The sequence below is a fragment of the Streptomyces sp. NBC_00353 genome (assembly GCF_036108815.1).
In the GTDB taxonomy this organism is placed as follows: domain Bacteria; phylum Actinomycetota; class Actinomycetes; order Streptomycetales; family Streptomycetaceae; genus Streptomyces.
Genome location: NZ_CP107985.1, coordinates 9,589,585 through 9,606,263 on the forward strand (window position 1 = coordinate 9,589,585; position 16,679 = coordinate 9,606,263).

A 16,679-nucleotide genomic window follows, 5' to 3' on the forward strand; every position below is an offset into this window, starting at 1 on the left:
TACTGGGGCTGACATAATGAATCGTTATGGCCAGGGATCTTGAAACCGCATTGCTGCGGTCCTTCGTCACCATCGTGCAAGCGGGCAGCATCAGCCGCGCCGCGACCACGCTTGGACATACCCAGTCCGCGCTCAGCCAGCAGGTGCGCAAGCTTGAGAGGGCCATCGGCCGTCCGCTGCTTTACCGATCACCGTCCGGTGTTTCGCTGACCCGGGCGGGCGAGGAGCTCCTGCCGTACGCCGAACGCATTCTCTCGCTCTCCGCACAGGCACTCACCGAAACCGGGCGCACGCTTACCGGCCGCTGCGGCGTCGGGTTGCTCGAAGACCTCGCTGCGTCCCAGCTTCCGCAGGCCCTCGCCGACCTCGCCCGGCTGCACCCCGGCGCAACCCTGGAAGTGCTCAGCATGTCCAACGCCGCGATGCGGGAGGCCTACGACACGGGCCGCGTCCAACTCGTGCTCAACGAGGTGCCGGCCGTTCCCGGACCGCCGCGCTGGACGGTACGCCGCCCGCTGGTCTGGGCGATCGGCCAGGGTGTGGACGTGGCTGCCGATCCGCTGCCGGTGGTGCTGTTCTCGAACATGTGCTCCTGGCGTACGGCGGTGCTGGAAACCCTGGAACGCGCCGATCGGCCCTGGCGGGTGGCGTTCGAAAGCAACAGCCTGGTCGGTGTGCTCGCCGCAGTACGGGCAGGGCTCGGCGTCGCGGCGCTCATGCCCACGAACCTAGAACCGGCCATGGCCTGCCACGACGCGGACGCCCTGCCCACCCTGCCGGACGTCGAGCTCGGCCTCGCACGGCACCCACGATCCGAAGGCGATCCGCTGATCGATGCCGTTGAGACCGCGCTACGACGCATGATCTGAGTTTCGCGGCTGGCCAACGCGCCGGTTTGCGTCCAACCCGCAACAGGAATTGGCCAGACGCCCATGCGCCGGCGTCGTGAACTTTCCTGTGGTGCCGGAGCTCTGCCGGTCTGGAGCCGAGGTGGGAAACGTGGCTGCCAACTCCCCGTGACGCGGGAGACCAAACCAACGATTCCGCGGTTTCGTCCCGCCCTGCTGAGCGTCCTGAACCAGCTCGTGGAGGGCCTCTCACACTCCGGCTGAGAAGCCATGTGCTGCCGTCCGCTGCGCGATGCGGCGGCCGGGCCGAGGGTGGTCTTGGTCTCGGCGAATCCCTGGCCTCCCGGCTGGATGCCCCGCTGACGGATCCTGGCCACAACTTCCCCGCCGGCGCTGGCCGAAGGCCCGGCAGCCGTCGTCGCGTCCGACTGTCACGTCAAGGCCACAGGTCTCAACTTCTGAGCCCCCCGGATACGTCCCGATGGTAATTTCACCGGCCAATTGACCTTGCGATACGACACCTCAAAGGGGAACCACGTTGACCACTCCGCCGCCTGGCCGTGATCCGCACACCCAGCCCCTCAACGCTCCCTACGGTCATCAGGGCGGCAACCCGTACAGCCACCCCGCCGTCGCGCCGGTCCCTGCCCGCCGCATGAGTCTCAAGGGAATCGTGAGGGGAGTCGGCGGTGTCGTCGTGGCCGCCGTTGTCGTCTTCGGCATCTACGAAACCTGGTTTGCGGGCGCCGCGACCGCCGATGCGGGCGACTGCTTGAACGCTGCCAACTGGACGGCCACCAGCGTGGTCAGCGTCGGCGATCCTGAGTTCGAGATCGTGGACTGCGGTGACCCCAAGGCCGAGTTCAAGGTCATGAGCAGAGAATCCGGCACAGACGGAACCTGCGACCCCCAGCACAGGAGATACACCCAGGGCGGCTCCGGCCGGGACTTCACGCTCTGCCTCGATCCCGTTAAATGAGCAGTCTTATGAAGGGGTGAGTTCGCCGGCGCCCGGCGTTCGGCCTGCCGCCTCGCGCAGCACGTCATTCTCAGTCCCAGCAGGATCGGTGATGTGGCCTGCGTTGCCCTCGTTCTCAACGGGAGCTGGAAGTGATCACCGTTGAGAAAGCCTCACTGAGCCGGATTCCTTCATCATCGCCCCGGTCACCAACCAGCTCGGTCGCCTCCCGTATCTGGGGTTGACAAGCCGCAGCGGTCGACGCTGACGCCCAGTCAGGGGCGCTACGCGATCTCAGTAAGCGGGTGTGGTCTGCGATGGTGATTCGTGCCTGGCGGTGTTGTCCCCTCGAAGCCGATGCCACCGCCAGGCAGCCACGCCGGTCATCTGCCCGGTGGGGTGCGGCTGCCGGGAGCGCAGTTGCCCGGGTGTCGCCGATGGCCGGGTCGGGGTGCTGCACGGGGTCCCAGCAGGCGTACGAGGCCGGGTGCCGGGCGGCCGGTGAGCGGGCACCGGGTCACGGACGACGCGGCCCGCGACTGAGCGGCCCCGAAGTCGAGCCGCCCGTCGCACCAGATCACTGCCTCGCCGTCCAGCGCGGTGTCCGGCCGCAGCGCCATGCCGGCCAGGGCCAGGTCCATCCAGCACAGCGTGACGACCCTCCCGGACCGGGCGTACAGGATCACCGTGTCATCGGTACGCCGCAGCACGACTCGGCGTCTGCTGTTCTCCAGACTTCGGTGTGTCTCATGAGACACGAAGTGACCTGCTGGTGGGTGGCGTTGGGCGGTGAGGGAGTGCGCCGGCGTCGGTCCGGGTTACGCGAAGCGTTCGTGGTCCGCCAGCACCGCGTCGATCACATCGAGATGGATAGCGACTTGCCCGTCCCTGGGATCGGAGCACTGGGTCAACGTCAGCAGGGACTTCCACAGCGCCCAGCCCCTGGCCCTGGCCCAGGTGCCGTCATCCTGGTCGACTGTGTCCCGGAATGCCTCGCGGCTTTCCTCGCGGAGCATCGTCCAGGCGATCACGAGATCGCAGGCGGGGTCGCCGATGCCCGAGGTGCCGAAGTCGATGACGGCCGACAGCTTGCCGTCGGTGACAAGAAGGTTGTTGCCGCCGATGTCGCCGTGGAACCACACCGGAGTTCCACGCCATTGGGCCTCGAGTGCCGCTTGCCAGGTCTCGGTGGCCCTCACGGTGTCGATCCGGCCGCTCAGAGCGGTGATGCAGCGACGCGTCTCGTCGTCGTAGTGGGCGGGTGACGCGCCGCGATAGCCGCTGTGCGCCCCGGCGAGAGGACCGCCCGTGGGGTCACAGCGCTGAAGGGCGAGGATGAACCCGGCGAGACTGGTGGCGAACTGGGTCATGTCGTCGACGCGTTCGGGAGAAGCCGTCTCGCCGGGCAGCCAGCCGCGCACGGACCAGGGGTAGGGGTATCCCGCGCCGGGGGCTCCCTTGGCCAGGACGGTGGGGACAGCCACCGGCAGCGCGGGGGCCAGGCGAGGCAGCCAGTCGCATTCCTTGTCGACCGCAGGGGCGTAGCCGGCTGCGGTGGGCAGGCGGACCGTCATGCCGTCACCGAGGCGGTAGGTGCGGTTGTCCCAGCCGTCCACAGCCACCGGGACCACGGGCAGACGGCTCCACTGAGGGAACTGGGTGGTGATCAACCGCTTCACCAGGGCGGTGTTGATTCCCGCGCGCCCGTCCGCACCAGCTGTAAGCACCCGCTGATCCTCACCGGTGAGGTCGTACCAGGCAAGTGATTAACGACGCGAGACACATCTGAATGTCTGGAGAACCGTCGAACTTCGGCTCGTACCACCACCCCGGTCCCTCGGGCAGCGTCGGGACCGCCCGGGCCAGCGCCACCTTGACCCGCGCAGCGCGAAGGAGCGAGCCGAGGCGGTAGCTGCGCTGCGTCTACGGCGCGATCCGGGAGGCGGTCGAGCACCGCGGCCAGCGTAGCCAGTTCGCATGAGCTCACGGACAGGCAGGGCACGGGCGTCCTCGCAGTGGGGCGCGAGGACGCTGATCAGAGAAGAGCATGCGGGCGCGGCTCCAGGTCAATCTTCGGCCTCAGTAACCTTGATCATCTGGCGTCGCGTCCCTCCTTTCCGTGTCGGCGTTCAGGGGAATGCGCAGAGCCGTGTGCGGAGCGGCTGCATGTGGGCTGCGCTGTGTGTTGCCGGCGGAGTTCGGGGCAGTCGGTCCGGTGAGGGCTCCTGTCGCGTATTCCCCCGTCGCGACAGGAGCCCTTGTTTCCCGTGCTGTTGTGCGATGTGGGCCTGGGTGTGCGAAGAAACGTGCACGGTGCCCGTTACCAAGATCGTGCCCGTCCTGGGGGTGGTGCGCCGGGTGGTGTGGTGGGTTGTGCGCCGGAGCGTGGAAGGGCTTGCTGTTGATCATTCAAGGGGTGGGTGTAGCGGCCAGTGAAGGCTGGGGGCGCGCCCGCCGTGTATGGGTGTCAGCTGCAGGCGACAGTAACGGAAATATCCGCATTCGGTAACCGGCTGCGATGGGCCTGCTGCTGGCCTCGCCGACGGGTCACAGTTTGGGTCCTCGGCCCACGAGAGGCCGGGAACCCGTACCGACCTTCGGCCTGTATCGGCTGGTGGGGCACTGTTCTTGAGGGGGCATCACCATGTCTGCTTCTGTATCCGCCCGCCGTATCGCGGCCACTGTCCTGGCCGCCGGCGCCGTCGTCTCCGCTGTCGCCCTGCCGGCCTCCGCGCATGACAACGACCGCCACCGGCAGCCGCGGGTCGAGATCAGCGCCGTGCAGGCCGACAGCCCCGGCCGCGACACCCGCACCAACCGGTCGCTGAACGCCGAGTGGGTCGAGCTCACCAACAACGACCGCCGCGCGGTGAACCTGGATGGCTGGACGCTGCGCGGCGAGAACGGCCGCCGCTACCGCTTCGACGATGTCCGCCTCGCCGGCCGTGCCACCGTCCGTATCCACACCGGTATCGGCCGTGACACCCGCACCGACCTTTATCAGGACCGCCGCAACTACGTATGGGGCGACCGCTCCGACACTGCGACCCTGCGCGACGACCGTGGCCGCACTGTCGACACCGAGTCCTGGGGCCGGGGTTGGGGCCACTACCGCCGCTGACACCCGGCAGTGAGTGTCTGCCTGTCGACGGCGGGCTGAGAGCCCCGCCACGCGTGCGTGTGCGCCGGGACAGTCTGATCTGCCCGGCGCACACGCACGCGCGCAACGGTGCCTCGACAAGCTGGCATTGCTGGGCGCGTCCGCACCGCCCTGTCCGCGGTGATGCAGGTCACCCGCCCAAGGAGGGACGATCGGGCGGTATCGAGTGCTCGCACTCGGTACCGCCCGACGGCTGCGTCAGACTCCTGGCGCCGGGGCGGCAGTGATCTCCCGCTTGAGAATCTTGCCGGTGGGACCCTTGGGCAGGGCGTCGAGCAGCCAGACCTCCCGCGGGTACTTATAAGCGGCAACCCGCTCCCGAACGAAGTCCCGGAGCTCCTCGGCGCCGGTGTCCGCCTCTGCCCTCGCCATCGAGCGCGAGATGACCGGTCTCCGTGCACATCAGCGCCCGCTTCGGGGCTTGCCCGCCGCTCCGACACCCCTTTTACCGACTGTTTGTTGTCGGTGAAGGGGTACTTGAGGAGACGCGGCGCCGCGGGCCACGAGTAGCCGCGAACTCTCCGTTGCGGTGCTGGCCAGGGTTGGAGGGAGCGGGGTGGGTATGGCGGAGTGGCCGTACAACTCGACGGCTCGGCGCGGTGTTGCTGGCGCGGGGGGTGGTGAAGGTCGCGACGGTGGACCAGCTGCGGCAGTTGGTGCTGCCGGGCACTGCGGATCTGCAGACGGTACGCAACGCGTGCAAGGACCTGCGGCACGCCGGGCTGGCGGAGTCGGTCGGTCGGACGTCCAGTCCGGGGGCGAACGGGCGGCCGGTGCGGCGGGACTTGTGGAGCCTGACGACGGCCGGGTTGGCGGCGGCTGCGTCGGAGCTGGGGCGGCCGGTCCCGGAGATGGGCGGCACCGCGAGGGACGCGGCGAAGGCCGGCGCCCCGCACGCTCTGGCGGTTGTGGACACGATCGACGCGTTCCGCCAGTCCCCGCCGATGCCGACGAAGCCCGTCGCCCGCCGCACTACTCGCCCTGTCCCTGAGCGGGTGCTGCCGGTAAGGCCACGCGGGTTGGGGCATCTGCAGGGCTGGGAGACCGAGGCCGAGCGCCTCTGCTCCCTTGGGTGCAGGCGGCGGCGCGACCCGCTCCGGACGCGGGCTCACCCGAACGCGCGTACGTGTCGGTGGGGCATCGGTAGCCGGGCGTGCTGAGGTGATGTGGGCGGCGGGAACCGGGCCGGGATCGGCCGGCTCGCCGCCCGTCTGTTCCTTGTCGAGATGGGGAGCGTTCATGTACGGCGCACTCAGATCCGTTGCCGTGACGGCCAGTGCCGCCTGTGCGCTGCTGGGTCCAGCGATGTTCCCGGCCGACTCCGGCGCCGTGGCGGTGGTCGCGCCTCCCCCGTACGGGCGGCCGAGGACGTACGAGGCGGGGGAGACGGCACCCTCATCACCCGCCTGCGCACACCCCGTACCGGCACGTCGATCGCCTGACCCGCGCGCGACACCCTCTTCGCCTGCAAAGGGGGGACCCTCACTCGACCCGACCGCCCGTGGATCGACGCACGCGGTGTGATCGACGTACTCAAGCGCCCGTTCGTGTCGGGGACCATGCACTGGCACAAGTACCTGAGGGTGACGACGACCGCGACCGAGAGGCGCTTCAAGGGCAACGGGCTCCCGGACCATCCCACCGGGCGCTTCCCCGTCCAGAAGGGCACCCCCGCCTACAAGTACTACGCGGAGATTCCCGCGCACGGGTACCCCAACGCCGCCGCGATCCCCATCAAGCCGTGGAACCTCGACGTCACCGTTCCACGCGATCCGTCGGTCCAGGCGCAGCCCACGTGCATCGACCAGCTGACGACCGGGATGGCTCTGGCGGGCGGCACCTTTCACCTGGAGGTGGCCACCGACGCGGAGGACCGACCGGTCGACCCCAACGCAGCCCTGCCGCTGGACCGCTGCTGGGGCCATCCGTACGACACGCAGTACCACTACCACGGCCCCTCGCAGACCTGCTTCGGCAGCAAGCCTTCGAGGGGGTCCGCGAGCACCCGTTCCCGTTCCCGGCACTCACCGCTGGTGGGATACGCCATCGACGGCTTCGGGATTTTCGGGCCGCGCGGCGAGGGCGGAAAGATCGTCAGGAACAGGGATCTGGACGTCTGTCACGGTCACACACACGCGATCATGTGGGACAGCAAGAAGGTCGTCATGTACCACTACCACCTCAACGGAGAGTATCCGTACTCCATCGGATGTTTCCGGGGGAAGCCGGTGACGGTGCCCGGGTCCGGGCACGGCTGGCACTAGGGTGCGCTCAGAAGTGGTTCTTGATGTTTCGAGATCCACTTCGTGGGAGGCGTGCTGCTGCCGGCGGGCGGGCGAGACGGAGTCGGGTGCAGGCGGCGAGGATGAGCCAGGTCCAGAGGTCGGCCGCTTCCGGGGCGCGGATCTTGCAGGGCCCGTCCCGAGCGGGTTACAGGTAGGTGATGTAGAGGACGACAGCGGGTGGTTTGACGTTCAACTTTCCTGCGTCGTGGGTGAGTTCTTCCTCATAGGCGAGGAGATTCCCGTTTTTCGGGTCGAACAGCAGGGTCTGTTCTTTGGGGAGTCCTCCGTATCGCGATGCAACGGTGAAGGCGGCACCGACCCGGCCCGCGCGATCCTCGACGCTGCCCCGATATTTGATGCCCTGCGTGTCCTTGAGCGCACGCAGGACGGCTGCCCTCTGGGCGGGCGAGAAGTGCCGGTCCAGGAGGCGCTCGGCGACGGAGTCGAACGTCTCGCCGGGACCGGATGTTTCGTAGCCCTCGGCGAGCCAGCGCTTCATGGCGCTCGGGCCGGTGGGGGCCTCGTGGTTTCTCGGGTCGGACATGTCGGCGGGCCCGGAGGAATCCGAGTGCTCCTGCGGATCGGCGCCCACTGACCCGGCTGCTCCCCACCTCTCGCGCTGCGCGTCGTTCTGGAACTGAGGCTTGAGGGTACGGACGGTCCACTTCTGCGACCCGTCGGGCTTCTTCCAGGTCGTGCGCCGCTCCGGAATGATCGCCGAGGTCACCTGCGCGCCGTCGATCCGGGTGGACAGTGACCAGCTCTCCTGGACGAAGCGCTGTGTGCCACCGTGGGGTGCATCATTGGCAAGCCCCTCGATGCGCTGGGCGATCTCCTCCAGGACTTCCGCGGCCGGACGGTTACCGGCCTGGTAGGCCAGGGGCTTGGGGGTGATGGCGTACGCGGGCTGGGGCGCCGTCCCCCACATGTTGGTGACCACCGGAGCGAAAGCCGCAGCAGCCGTGGCCAGGCCACTGACCAGCAGCCAACGCCGGCCACGCCGATGCGAACGGCGAACACTCGCATGCGCGCCCTCGGCCGGCGTGGAAAGAATCGATGTGAGCACCCGCTCGTCAGCCGGCATGGCTGCCTCTCGAGCCGGGTCCAAAGACCGCAAGACACGATCCATCTCACGCACCTGCTTCACCCCGCTTCGTCGTTGCCGACTGCACCAAGGCATCCCATTGCGGTGCAGTTTCATCAAGAAGCCGGAGAGTGAGCCCGTTCTTGAGGCGCTTGCGTGCACGATGGAGACGTACCTGATAAGCACCCACGCCACAGCCAAGAATCTTGGCTCCTTGCGAGGAAGCCACCTCGTCCCACAACGCCAGCCGAAGCACCTCCTGGTCCGCTTCGCTCAGAGCGTCGAACGCAGTGGCCATCTCCAGGCGCAGCGCGACATCCTGGGTGTGATCCCCGCCCTCGTGGTGCGGCTGGGCCTTCAACCACTCGGACACGCGCAATCGATGCTCGTCCGACCGATAGGCATTGGCCAGGGTCCGGCGTGCCACCCCGTACAGCCAGGCCAACGCCTTGCCTTCGGGCAGCTCAGCAAATCTGCGCCAGGCGACCAGGAATACCTCGGCGACCACGTCCGCCACGTGGTCGCCGTGGATCCGCCGGCGCACGTAGGCATCGACGGCCGAATAGTGCCGCCTGTAGAGCTCGGTGAACCGCTGCTCGTCGCTCGTAGTCTCCACTTCCCCTCCACCCTGTCTATGTGCAGCGGCCACGGCTCCTTACCGATGTTCGGAAGATTCTTTGGGCAGACCCGCGCCTTCACATCCGCACGCCGTGTCCTGCCCTCGTGCCGAGGCAGGACGGCTTGAGACTGCTTGGCGCGCTGGCAGCCCGTGACCCGGGGCTGTGATGTCCGGGGGTATGCACCCCCTACCGTTCAGGCGGTTCAATGACGTGGCGTTGATCGGGTCACTGCGGTCGTCCCAGCGCAGGCGGCTGAGGACGATGCGGTAGAGGGCGGCGTTGGCTTGACGGCCGCCTCCGCGGTTCAGCCTGCGACGCTGGGTCTTGCCGGAGGACGCCTCGACCGGGCTGGTGCCGCATAGGGCTGCGAAGGACGCCTCGTTGGCGAGTCGCTCGGGGTTGTCGCCGGCCGTGATGAGTAGGGCTGCGGCGCTGTCCGGTCCGACACCACGGACTTCCCGCAGGCCCGGCGTACTCGCTTCGACGGCTCGGCTGTCCGCTTGTTGAGTTCGTCGATTTCCTCGGACAGGTGCCGGATACGGCGGGCCGGCAGCCTCAGAGTGTGGCGGGCAGCCCCGGCCGGCCCACTTGAGCGCTGAGGTTCCAACTCGGCGCAACGCTTGAACAAGTGCGGGTTACTCAGCTTCGCCAGCGACTCGCGGAGTGCGGCGTCAGTCGACCCGTGTGCCCCATTCGGCTCGTCCGCCGGCGCGCGCCGGGTGACGATGGGCTGTGACGGTGTCGCGGCGGGAACACGTGGTGGATGGCATGGAGCGGGCCGGAAGGCAGGATGCCGAGGCGCTCGGTCGTCTGGAGCGCAGGCATTTTCTCGCCGTTGCTGTGGCTGGTGCGATGGCGGCCGGCTGCCGCTCCTCCGGCCCCAAGGGGCCCCACACCGAGACCGCCTCGCCCGGCTCCACCCGGTTCACCGGGGACGGTGAGCGAACGCGGGCAGGAAACCCCGACTGGCGTATCCGTGGGGAGGGAACGCCCGAGGCCGTCCAGGGGTACACCGACAGATCCAGCGTGCTGCCGGGCGAGGAGTTCGGTCTGTACGTGTCCACGACCGCTTCCAGCTTCCGGGTCTCGGCCTTCCGGGTCGGCTGGTACGGGGGACAGCAGGCGCGCCTGGTGTGGCGTTCGCCCCGTATCGCCGGATCGGTTCAGGCCCGGCGCCGCCTGCTGGAGGTCACTCGTACCGTACGGGCCGACTGGAACCGCACGCTCGGCGTACGCACCGACGGCTGGCCGGAGGGGGCGTACCTGCTTCGACTGGAAGCGGACAACGGGCACCAGCGCTACGTGCCGTTGATCGTCCGTTCGGCGTCCGGCGCGGGCAGGACCGTCCTGATGCACGCGGTGTCGACCTGGCAGGCATACAACGCATGGGGCGGGTACAGCCTCTATCACGGCGAGGACGGTGCGTACGGGACACGGTCGCTCGCGGTCAGCTTCGACCGGCCATACGATCGCAGCGGCGCCGAGAAGTTCATGGTCTACGAGAGGGCGGTAGTGGTGCTCGCGGAGCGGCTGGGAATTCCGCTCGCCTACACCACGGGGGTGGACGTCCACCGCGAACCCGGCGTGCTTCACGGCGCGCACGCGGTGCTCTCCCTCGGGCACGACGAGTACTGGAGCCAACAGCAACGGGACCACGTGACCCGGGCTCGTGACTCCGGTACCAATGTGGCCTTCCTCGGTGCCAATGCCTGCTTCCGCCGGATCAGGCTGGAGCGGGGACCCACCGGCGACGCACGCACAGTGGTCTGTTACAAAACCGACTACCGGGCGGACCCGTACCTGACCGACCATCCGACCATGCCGACCAATGACTTCCGACGGCAGCCCGGAGCCGACCCCGAATCCTCCCTGACCGGCGTCCTCTACGAGGGCTATCCGGTCGACGCTCCGTATGTGGTCCACGCCGACAATCACTGGCTCTTCGAAGGGACCGGGGTCAGACGCGGAGACTCCTTCGACCATCTGGTCGGGGTGGAGTACGACCGGGTCACCCCGGGGACGCCCACCCCGGCGCCGCTCGAGGTCATTGCGCACTCCCCAGTCTTCTGCAAGGGCGCGCCAAGCCATGCCGACTCCGCGTACTACACCGTCCCGAGCGGAGCGGGCGTCTTCGCATCCGGGACGATGCGATGGGTCGAGGCCCTCATGGCCGGAACTCAGGACAACGGCCACAACCATGGCATGGACGCACGCACCGGACTGTTCGTCACCCGCACCACGGAGAACCTGATCCGCGCGTTCGCGGAGGGCCCGTGCGGCAGGAACCGGCCGAAACCCCAGGAGAATGCGAGCACCCTTTACCCATCGCCGACACCCTGAACCTCTCCGCCATCGCCGATGAGGTCCCGGTCGAGCAGGCCCACACCGTCGCCAAGTGGGCGACCCAGCCGGCTGGCAGTCGCCGGCGACCGGTGGGCGGAGACATGACCGTGCGACTTGCCGGAAATCACCGAACGGTCCGTCAAGTCACCGCTACACCCTGTGTGATGTGAGTAAAAGAAGTGCATCCTGTGACGAGATTCTTCCCGTGAAGATTTGAATGATCACAAGATGGTCACTAGGGTCGAGCCTCGAACCTTCGCTCGATTGATCACCCATTCGGGGTGGCGGTGAAGGAACCGCCGAGTCCGTGACGTGCACGGAGCCGGGGATTCACATCCCCTCATAGCCCGGTAGGCGGCTCGAGGAAGAAGGAGCCCGCCTCCGTGGCGTCCCACCGTCGTCCCAAGCAGCCGAGCCGTACCCGCGTGACCGTGCTCACCGCGACCGCCGCTGCGGCCGTTGCCCTGACCTCCCAGGCCGCCCATGCCGACCCCAAGCCGACCAAGAGCGAGGTCAAGGCGAAGGTCGACAAGCTCTACCACGAGGCGGAGGAGGCCACCGAGCAGCACAGCCTGGCCAAGGAGAAGCAGGAGAAGCTCCAGAAGCAGATCGGCGCGCTCCAGGACAAGGTGGCCCGCGGTCAGCAGGAGCTCAACAACCTCCGCAGCGGCCTCGGTTCCCTCGCCGCCGCGCAGTACCGCTCCGGAGGCATCGACCCCTCCGTGCAGCTCTTCCTTGCCTCAGACCCGGACAGCTTCCTTGAACAGGCCTCCGCGCTCGACCAGTTGACGGCCAATCAGACCGAGTCGCTGGAGAAGATCCAGGAGAAGCAGCGGTCCCTCGCGCAGCAGCGCAAGGAGGCCCAGGACAAGCTGAGCGACCTCGCGGACGTCCGCAAGACGCTCGGCGAGAAGAAGAAGCAGCAGCAGGCGAAGCTCGCCGAGGCCCGCGAGGTGCTCAATACTCTCACCGTCGCCGAGCGCAACAAGATGCGCGAGGACGACCTGCGTGCCAGCCGCGCCGCCGGTGACCGGGTCGACCTCGGCAACGAGGTCCCCGCCTCCGCCCTCGGCGCCGCCGCCCTCCAGGCCGCCGACACCCGGGTGGGTAAGCCGTATGTCCGCTCCGCCACGGGTCCCGGCTCCTTCGACTGCTCGGGCCTGACCCAGTGGGCCTACGCCCAGGCCGGCGCCCAGATCACCCGCACCACGTACACCCAGATCAACCAGGGCACCCGGATCGCGCGCAGCCAGCTGAAGCCGGGCGACCTGGTCTTCTTCAACAACACCACGCACGTGGGCCTCTACGCAGGCAACAACACCGTGCTGCACGCCCCGTACCCGGGCGCCTACGTCCGCTACGAGTCGATGAACACCATCGGCAGCTTCCAGGCCGCGGTGCGCATCTGAAGCTCAGTGCGTCACGGCTCACCACCGGACCATGCCCCTCTGACAATCGCCTGATGATCCCTGGTCCGTCACGCGGCAGTTGTACCGCGTGGGCCTGCCCGATCGTGCCCGCCACACAGGACCACACCGCCCAAGTTCGTCACCGCGGACTCCGACGCCACCTACGTCAGCCGCTTCGGTGACGACAAGGTGGCCGCCTTCCACTCGCTGCGCAACACATTCGGAGTCCCCGACCTGACCGAACTCGCGACTGCGCACCAACACGCCCTTGCCTGACGCGCGCAGCGCCTGCATGCGCGCGTAGCGCCTTTTCTCGCCTTCGGGGTGGGGCGTTGCGCGGACCGTGCCGGGTGGCGGTGCGGGGGCGCTGCGCTGCGGCCCGGTCCGAGCGCTGCGCGCTCTCACGCCCTCGCCGGCCAGCCACCGCAGATTCGCTGTCGGCACCGCAGGAGCGCGATCTGGCACAACGGCCATACCGGACAGCCAGTACTGCAATCACCAACCGCCTTCGATTCCTAATCTTTTTGTCAAGCGGCGTTCGTGATGGGGGGTATGGGTTCGTAGCACCGTCCGTCGCGCAACAGGGCCCACAAGACGTTGACCCGGCGGCGGGCGAGGGCGAGGACGGCCTGGGTATGGCGTTTGCCTTCGGCGCGTTTGCGGTCGTAGAAGCGGCGGGACTCCTCGCAGCAGCGGATGCTGATCAACGCCGAGGTATAGAACACGCGCTGGAGGCGTCGGCTGTAACGTCTGGGCCGGTGCAGGTTGCCGCTGATCTTGCCCGAGTCACGCGGAGCGGGGGCGACGCCGGCGAACCCGGCGAGGCGGTCCGGGCTATCGAAGGCCGTCATGTCGCCGCCGGTGGCGGCGAGGAACTCGGCGCCGAGCAGGGGTCCGATGCCGGGCATGCTCGCGATCACCTCAGCGTGTTTGTGCTCGCGAAACCGGGCCTCGATGAGCTTGTCGGTCTCGGCGATCTGCTCATTGAGGCGCATTACCTCCCTGGCGAGCGTGTGCACGAGCTGGGCCGTCGGCTTCTCCCCGGTCACGCTGGTGTGTTGGTTCTCGGCAGCCGCCAGGGCCGTCTCTGCGAGCTGGGCAGCACCGCGGACCTTGCGGTTGCGCAACCAGGTCTGCAGTCGCCGGGCGCCGGTCCTGCGGATGGCGGCCGGGGTCTGGTAGCCGGTCAGCAGGATCAGCGGGCCGGTGTTGGTGAGGTCCAGTGCCCGGTCCAGAGAGGGAAAGATGCTGGTGAGGTGGTTGTGGAGCCGGTTGATCACGCGGGTGCGGTCGTCGGCGAGGTCGCGGCGATGGCCGGTGAGTACCTTGATCTCGGCGACGAGTTCGTCGCCGGGCCGCAAGGGCTGCAGGTCCCGGCGGATCCGGGCCTGGTCGGCGATGATCGCGGCGTCCTTGGCGTCGGTCTTGCCTTCGCCCCGGTAGCCCTCGGAGGCGCGGCTGACGGCTCGGCCAGGGATGTAGAGCGTGTGCTGGCTGTGGTTGAGGAGCAGATCGATCAGCAGGGCGGCGCCGCCGTCGGCAAGGTCGATGCCCCAGGTGACCTCATCGCCCAGGGCGAGGACATCGGCCAGGAGCTTCAGCAGTTCCGGCTCGTCGTTGGCCACGCGCCGCGACAGCAGCCGTTTGCCGGTGTCGTCGATCACCACGCAGTGGTGATGGGTCCTGCCGGCGTCGATGCCGGCCCAGATCGCTGTCACGCGCTCTCCACGGGTCGTTTGCCTACATGCACCACAGACGACCTCGCTGGCGAGTCCCTACTCAGCGATCGGATCGCAATTCCTAATCAGCAGCCGAGTCGTCGGGGGGTGTCGGGCGGCGAATCGTAGGAAGCCACACGGACGGCAGACCACTGAAAGCCACACCCGACACCCCTGGGTGAGCCAACCCTACGAATGGCTCGCTCATCCCGATCAACAAGGTAGGGACCACTGACCCCTTGGAATCGATCAACTAGGCGCTGTTTCTTGGATCATGTGCGGAGCCAGATGAAGAGGGTCGCGAGGGTGATGGTGCCGAGGTAGATGTAGGCGCGTTTCTCGTAGCGGGTGCCGACGGCGCGGAAGCCTTTGAGTCGGTTGATGGCGTGTTCGACGGTGTTGCGTTTCTTGCAGCGCTCGCTGTCGAACCCAGTGGGCCGGCCGCCTCGGGAGCCTCGGTTCTGCCGGTGTCTTTGCTGGTCGAGGCGTTCGGGGATGATGTGCTGGATTCCGCGTCGTCGCAGGTAGCGTCGGTTCTTTCGGGACGTGTAGGCCTAATGGGAAGCGAAGGTCGGCGGGAGCTGATCTTCAGGGCGCGAGCCGAGCCTTTGAGTAGGCCCGGGCCTGAGAGTCCTGTTGACAAGACGAGGCTGGCTCGCGCCCAGCAGCATGGACCTCAAGTGGGCAAGAACAGGTACAGATCCGTCTCCGACGGCATTCACGTGGTCCCGTTTGTGTAGGCAGGCCCGTATCTGACTGCTCCGCGGTTTGCTGTTCGTAGTCCGAGCCGGTTATGCGGATCACCTCTCACCTCTGCCTGAGCCCTCAGCTCTGACACGGACCGAGGACCGTATGACTCGCTGGGGTTGCGAACGGCTGGTGGGATGACGTGCCTTGAGCACTTCCATTAGGGAGCACGCGCACCCTGCACAGGCTCTGGCCTGGGAAAAGAGCCGGGACGAAGGAGAGCCGGATGGAGATCGTCGGGTTACCGACGCCAGTTTTCTGTGGGGTGGACTGGGCCGAAGGCCACCACGACATAGCCCTGGTTGAGGCCGGGGGAAAGCAACTCGCCAAAGTGCGGATCAGTGACGACGCGGCGGGGTTCGCCCAGCTCACGGCCCTGCTGACTGAACATGGCGATAGCGAGGACGCCCCGATCCCCGTGGCGATCGAGACATCGCGCGGGCTCCTCGTCGCCTGCCTGCGGGCCACCGGCCGGCCGGTCTTCGCGATCAACCCGCCGGCAGTCGCCCGCTATCGGGACCGTCACTCCGTCGCCCGCAAGAAGTCAGACGCCGTCGACGCCGCGGCCCTGGCCAACATCCTGCGAACCGACATGGCCGCCCACCGGCCGCTGCCCGCGGACTCCGAGCTCGTGCAGGCCATCGCCGTGCTCGCGCGTGCCCAGCAGGACGCCGTCTGGGCCCGCGGCCAGGCCCAGAACAAGCTCCGTTCTCAGCTCAGGGAGTTCTACCCGGCGATCCTCGACGCCTACGCCCAGCACAAACACGGCCTGTGCTCGAGAGAAGCCCGCAGCATCCTGGCTGCAGCCCCGACCCCGACCATGGCGGCGAAGCTGACACGGCGACGCCTGCAGTCCCTGCTCAAGCAGGCCGGCCGGGTCCGCGGCATCCAGACCGAAGCCGAAAGGCTCCACGAAGTCTTCAAGCGGGAGTATCTCCACCAGCTCCCGCAGGTCGAAACAGCCCTCGGGCATCAGACATCCGCCCTGCTCAGGCAGCTGAACACCGCCTGCGACAACGCTGAACAGCTCGAAGAAGCCGTCACGCAAGCCTTCGCAGAGCATCACGATGCCCCGATCATCCGCAGCTTTCCGGGACTTGCCTCACTGACCGGCGCCCGGATTTTGGCAGAGATCGGCGATGACCGGACCCGCTTTGCCAACGCCCGATCCCTCAAGGCCTACGCAGGAAGCGCCCCGGTCACCAGGTCCAGCGGCAAGAGCTGCATGGTCATGAGTCGGAAGATCAAGAATCAGAGATTGGCTGCCGTCGGCTATGTCTGGGCCTTCGTCTCCCTTACCCGCTCACCAGGCGCCAGAGCCCACTACGACCGCCGCCGAGCGGCCGGCGACCGCCACGTTGCCGCACAGAGGAACCTCTTCAACCGCTTCATGGGAATGCTGTTCTACTGCCTCCAGAACGGTCACATCTACGACGAAACAATCGCCTTCCCGCAGCCGTCACCCGAACTTGCTGCAGCAGCGGCTTGACGCTTATCGGCGTGGGAT

General features: G+C 67.7%; 12 protein-coding genes and 3 pseudogenes. 7 read left to right on the plus strand and 8 right to left on the minus strand.

Going from position 1 to position 16,679, the window contains the following annotated elements:
- The first annotated feature begins 26 nt into the window (after positions 1-26).
- Both OHA88_RS43120 and OHA88_RS43125 read left to right on the plus strand, forming a co-directional pair.
- Positions 27-869, plus strand: coding sequence for a LysR family transcriptional regulator (locus OHA88_RS43120; protein ID WP_328623826.1), 843 nt, complete (start codon positions 27-29; stop codon positions 867-869).
- A gap of 517 nt (positions 870-1,386) precedes the next feature.
- The gene (locus OHA88_RS43125) at positions 1,387-1,827 is read left to right on the plus strand and encodes an LppU/SCO3897 family protein (RefSeq protein WP_328623825.1); all 441 of its coding nucleotides are present in this window, start codon (positions 1,387-1,389) and stop codon (positions 1,825-1,827) included.
- 362 nt (positions 1,828-2,189) lie between these two features.
- On the opposite strand, the gene OHA88_RS43130 is transcribed toward OHA88_RS43125, so the two are convergent.
- Both OHA88_RS43130 and OHA88_RS43135 read right to left on the minus strand, forming a co-directional pair.
- Positions 2,190-2,564, minus strand: coding sequence for a hypothetical protein (locus tag OHA88_RS43130; protein ID WP_328623824.1), 375 nt, complete (start codon positions 2,562-2,564; stop codon positions 2,190-2,192).
- A 60-nt stretch (positions 2,565-2,624) separates the two neighbouring features.
- The gene (locus OHA88_RS43135) at positions 2,625-3,533 is read right to left on the minus strand and encodes an aminoglycoside phosphotransferase family protein (RefSeq protein WP_328623823.1); all 909 of its coding nucleotides are present in this window, start codon (positions 3,531-3,533) and stop codon (positions 2,625-2,627) included.
- A gap of 917 nt (positions 3,534-4,450) precedes the next feature.
- Between OHA88_RS43135 and OHA88_RS43140 the strand changes: the two genes are divergently transcribed.
- Positions 4,451-4,927 (plus strand): lamin tail domain-containing protein, encoded by a 477-nt coding sequence (locus OHA88_RS43140; RefSeq protein WP_328623822.1) that lies wholly within the window; start codon positions 4,451-4,453, stop codon positions 4,925-4,927.
- Between the two features lie 237 nt (positions 4,928-5,164).
- On the opposite strand, the pseudogene OHA88_RS43145 reads toward OHA88_RS43140, so the two are convergent.
- Positions 5,165-5,311: pseudogene (locus tag OHA88_RS43145) on the minus strand (AMP-binding enzyme); the annotation flags it as partial.
- 1,175 nt (positions 5,312-6,486) lie between these two features.
- Here OHA88_RS43145 and OHA88_RS43150 point away from each other — a divergent pair.
- Complete coding sequence (locus OHA88_RS43150) at positions 6,487-7,230, plus strand: YHYH protein (RefSeq protein ID WP_328623821.1); 744 nt, start codon at positions 6,487-6,489, stop codon at positions 7,228-7,230.
- Between the two features lie 166 nt (positions 7,231-7,396).
- Here the strand turns inward: OHA88_RS43150 and OHA88_RS43155 are convergent, their stop codons facing one another.
- From OHA88_RS43155 to OHA88_RS44800, 3 genes and pseudogenes are all read right to left on the minus strand, one after another.
- Positions 7,397-8,335, minus strand: coding sequence for a CU044_5270 family protein (locus tag OHA88_RS43155; RefSeq protein ID WP_328623820.1), 939 nt, complete (start codon positions 8,333-8,335; stop codon positions 7,397-7,399).
- A gap of 46 nt (positions 8,336-8,381) precedes the next feature.
- Positions 8,382-8,951 (minus strand): RNA polymerase sigma factor, encoded by a 570-nt coding sequence (locus OHA88_RS43160; protein ID WP_328623819.1) that lies wholly within the window; start codon positions 8,949-8,951, stop codon positions 8,382-8,384.
- A gap of 231 nt (positions 8,952-9,182) precedes the next feature.
- Positions 9,183-9,392, minus strand: a pseudogene (locus tag OHA88_RS44800) (transposase); the annotation flags it as partial.
- 331 nt (positions 9,393-9,723) lie between these two features.
- Here OHA88_RS44800 and OHA88_RS43170 point away from each other — a divergent pair.
- Both OHA88_RS43170 and OHA88_RS43175 read left to right on the plus strand, forming a co-directional pair.
- A complete protein-coding gene (locus OHA88_RS43170) occupies positions 9,724-11,295 on the plus strand; it encodes a N,N-dimethylformamidase beta subunit family domain-containing protein (RefSeq protein ID WP_328623817.1) in 1,572 nt (523 codons plus the stop codon).
- Between the two features lie 386 nt (positions 11,296-11,681).
- Positions 11,682-12,707 (plus strand): C40 family peptidase, encoded by a 1,026-nt coding sequence (locus OHA88_RS43175; protein ID WP_328623816.1) that lies wholly within the window; start codon positions 11,682-11,684, stop codon positions 12,705-12,707.
- A gap of 527 nt (positions 12,708-13,234) precedes the next feature.
- On the opposite strand, the gene OHA88_RS43180 is transcribed toward OHA88_RS43175, so the two are convergent.
- Both OHA88_RS43180 and OHA88_RS43185 read right to left on the minus strand, forming a co-directional pair.
- Complete coding sequence (locus OHA88_RS43180; RefSeq protein ID WP_328623815.1) at positions 13,235-14,425, minus strand: IS110 family transposase; 1,191 nt, start codon at positions 14,423-14,425, stop codon at positions 13,235-13,237.
- A gap of 272 nt (positions 14,426-14,697) precedes the next feature.
- Positions 14,698-14,964 (minus strand): annotated as a pseudogene (locus tag OHA88_RS43185) (IS5/IS1182 family transposase); the annotation flags it as partial.
- Between the two features lie 434 nt (positions 14,965-15,398).
- On the opposite strand from OHA88_RS43185, the gene OHA88_RS43190 reads away from it, so the two are divergent.
- Positions 15,399-16,661, plus strand: a complete 1,263-nt coding sequence (locus OHA88_RS43190; RefSeq protein ID WP_328623814.1) for an IS110 family transposase — start codon at positions 15,399-15,401, stop codon at positions 16,659-16,661.
- Positions 16,662-16,679: the final 18 nt, after the last annotated feature.

Excerpts from the sequence above, each read along its gene's own strand:
- OHA88_RS43120 (WP_328623826.1), top strand. The coding sequence starts at position 27 with ATGGCCAGGGATCTTGAAACCGCATTGCTGCGGTCCTTCGTCACCATC.
- OHA88_RS43140 (WP_328623822.1), top strand. The coding sequence starts at position 4,451 with ATGTCTGCTTCTGTATCCGCCCGCCGTATCGCGGCCACTGTCCTGGCC.
- OHA88_RS43155 (WP_328623820.1), bottom strand. The coding sequence starts at position 8,335 with ATGCCGGCTGACGAGCGGGTGCTCACATCGATTCTTTCCACGCCGGCC.
- OHA88_RS43170 (WP_328623817.1), top strand. The coding sequence starts at position 9,724 with ATGGAGCGGGCCGGAAGGCAGGATGCCGAGGCGCTCGGTCGTCTGGAG.
- OHA88_RS43190 (WP_328623814.1), top strand. The coding sequence starts at position 15,399 with ATGGAGATCGTCGGGTTACCGACGCCAGTTTTCTGTGGGGTGGACTGG.